The following is a 2,882-nucleotide window of genomic DNA, read 5'->3' on the forward strand; positions in this document are numbered from 1 at the left end:
TGAGGAAGCTATTGATATATTAGAAGAAAAAAAGCATACACTAGAACAACTTATACTGGATATAATTGATGATAATTTAAAACAATTAAAAAAATATGAAGAAAAACTTGTAGAAAGTGATATGAGTCTTGCAATTGATTCTGATTTAAATACGGTAAAAGAATATCAAGATGAAATATCTGACTTAATTAACGAAGCTAAGTACAATCAGGCATGGGACAAATTAGAATCACTTGAAAGCTTTATTAATGAGATAAGTAAACCTCTAACTGATTATAATGTAGTAGTAAAGCAATATGATATAACTAATTATCCAACTATTCGTGTTTATCTTGAGGTTACTGATGATACTGGTAATTTCATCGATAATTTGGATAAGGATGATTTCTATGTTAACGTAGGAAGAAAAATTGATGATGAATTTAAAAGACAAGACATTATAAAAGCCGTTAAGATAAATGAAAACGAAGGAATAAGTCTAGGTTTAGTTGCTGATATAAGTGGTAGTATGGGAGATAAATTGATACAGGTACAACAAGGGATGACCAATTTTATTGAAACTGTGCAATTTAGTAAAGGTGATGAGGTGGAACTTACAGAATTTAGTGATTCGGCATATGTGTGTAAGAGTTTTACAAATAATTCATCTGATATTTTATCTGCTATCAATATGATGTCAACACAAGGAAGTACACGTTTATATGATACATTAATTAGTGAAATTGAAAGAATTCATACTAGGAGTAATGCAAAATGCATAATTGGATTTACAGATGGTTTAGATAATGTAAGTGTGTATTCGGCTCAAGATGTTATACGATATGCAAATACATATCAAATACCTATTTTTCTAATTGGTATCGGTTCAGATTGCGATGAATCTACTCTCAAGAATATTGCAGAATCGACGGGCGGGATATATCATAACATTAATGATATTGATTCATTAGAAGAAATATATAGTTCGATATATAAACAAGAAAAAGAAGTATATCTTTTAGAGTATACTATTTGTGATGAGGACAATTTTGAAGATGACTGTTATTCGGATATTTATATTCGTACACAAGATCATCATGGTGGATATGTAGATAATTTCACCTTTGTACCAAATGAGTTTTTTTCTTTAATGTATAATAAATTTTTAATTGCAGGAATTGATTGTCAAACAAAAGGAGAACGTAATCTTTTAGACTCTGGTCTAATTGTTACTGATAAGAAGGCATATAAAGATAAGGATTGCATAGCATATCAATCCCAGTCAGCAATAGATAACGGTGGTGTGGGTTCTAATAATTCAAGCGTATTTGAAGTTTTGGTATACTATGATGTAATAAGAGTGGAGAAAGAAAAAGATGGGTATGTTTTGTACGGAGTAGCTAATTATGATATTAGTAAAATAAAAAAATATTCTGCAATTAAAAACGATTTAGAAAAAAATATGATTAATACTTATTATGGTGATGAAATTGATAAAAACCAAGAGTTTTGGATTGAAGAGAATATAACAAATTATGAAAAGTTAACATTAATAAAAGATGAAGATGGTAAATGGAAATTTAATAAACGTACATATGAAAGAGAAGATGGTGGAAAACCATATTTTACAAGCGAAGTTTATAATGTAATAATGCAATAACTATAATGCGTCAACTACATAAAAAGTAAGAAGGATCAAGTAGAGATACTTGGTCCTTCTTTAGGCCCGCCCAGCATGGGCTGCTCTTTTAAACATAAGAAAAGACAGCCTAAGCTGCCTAATCTATACATAATTCATCAAGGCTTATCACATAGCATCCTTCTGTAATGAAATAATTTTTAAAATCTCTTTATAACAACGACACGTCTACGACGTCTGCGTCTATGGTGTCTATCACATCTATTAGATCCTCGGCTCATAAAGATCACTCCTTATCTACATGTCATATGTTATTATATGCGGATTATAGTATATCGTGTTAATTTAAGAAAAAAAAGAGTAATTGACGTCACTTAATTGAAAATTATGAGGTATTATGGGGAGTGTTTTTGTGTTGTTTGGCTATTGTGGTACTGAGTTAAATGGATTCTAGGAAAAAGTCAAGAACTTGTTAAAAAGTATCAAATAAAACTATACATACTTTTTACGTGTAATTTACATAAAGTTTACATAAGCATGGTAAAAGTATTTTATCAGTTTGTATTTAAGTATATGCAATGTAACGAAAGGAATTGAAAATGGTAATTAGATTTAAAGATGTTTGCAAAAAATTTGGTAATTCTTTTGCAATATCCAATATGAACTTTCAAATTGAGGGTAAAAGTTTTACTACACTTCTAGGACCATCTGGTTGTGGGAAAACAACAATACTTCGAATGATTGCTGGATTGGAAAAACCAGATTCTGGTGAAATTTGGTTTGATGATACTTGTATTTTTTCAAGTGAGAGAAAGATTGAAATTCCAACTGAAAAAAGAAATTTAGGATTTGTATTCCAAGATTTTGCGCTCTGGCCACATATGACTGTTTTTGAAAACGTAGCATTTGGTTTAAGGGTAAGAAAAGAAACGCAAGGCATTGAAAAGAAAGTACTAGACGCACTGAATGCTGTACAGCTCGGTGAGTTTAAAGATAGATATCCAAGTCAGCTCTCTGGTGGACAGCAACAAAGAGTTGGATTTGCAAGAGCAATTGTAACAAACCCGGATTGTATCCTTTTTGACGAGCCTCTATCTGCACTAGATGCCATTCTGCGTGATGATATGAGAGTTGAAATCAAACGTCTTACCGAGCAATTTGGTGTGACAGGTGTATTTGTTACTCATGACCAGATGGAAGCAATGAGTATGAGCGATGATATTATTGTATTTAAAAGAGGATCAATTGAGCAACAAGGCACTCC

Annotated in this window: 2 protein-coding genes; both read left to right on the forward strand. The window is 31.2% G+C overall.

Features of this window, described 5'->3' with window-relative positions; translation table 11 throughout:
- On the forward strand, window positions 1-1,639 hold a 1,639-nt coding region (locus tag ACW2QF_RS19165), incomplete at its 5' end, for a vWA domain-containing protein (RefSeq protein WP_455717619.1).
- A 578-nt stretch (window positions 1,640-2,217) separates the two neighbouring features.
- On the forward strand, window positions 2,218-2,882 hold a 665-nt coding region (locus tag ACW2QF_RS19170), incomplete at its 3' end, for an ABC transporter ATP-binding protein (RefSeq protein ID WP_455717620.1).

It is taken from the genome of Anaerosporobacter sp. (assembly GCF_965301125.1).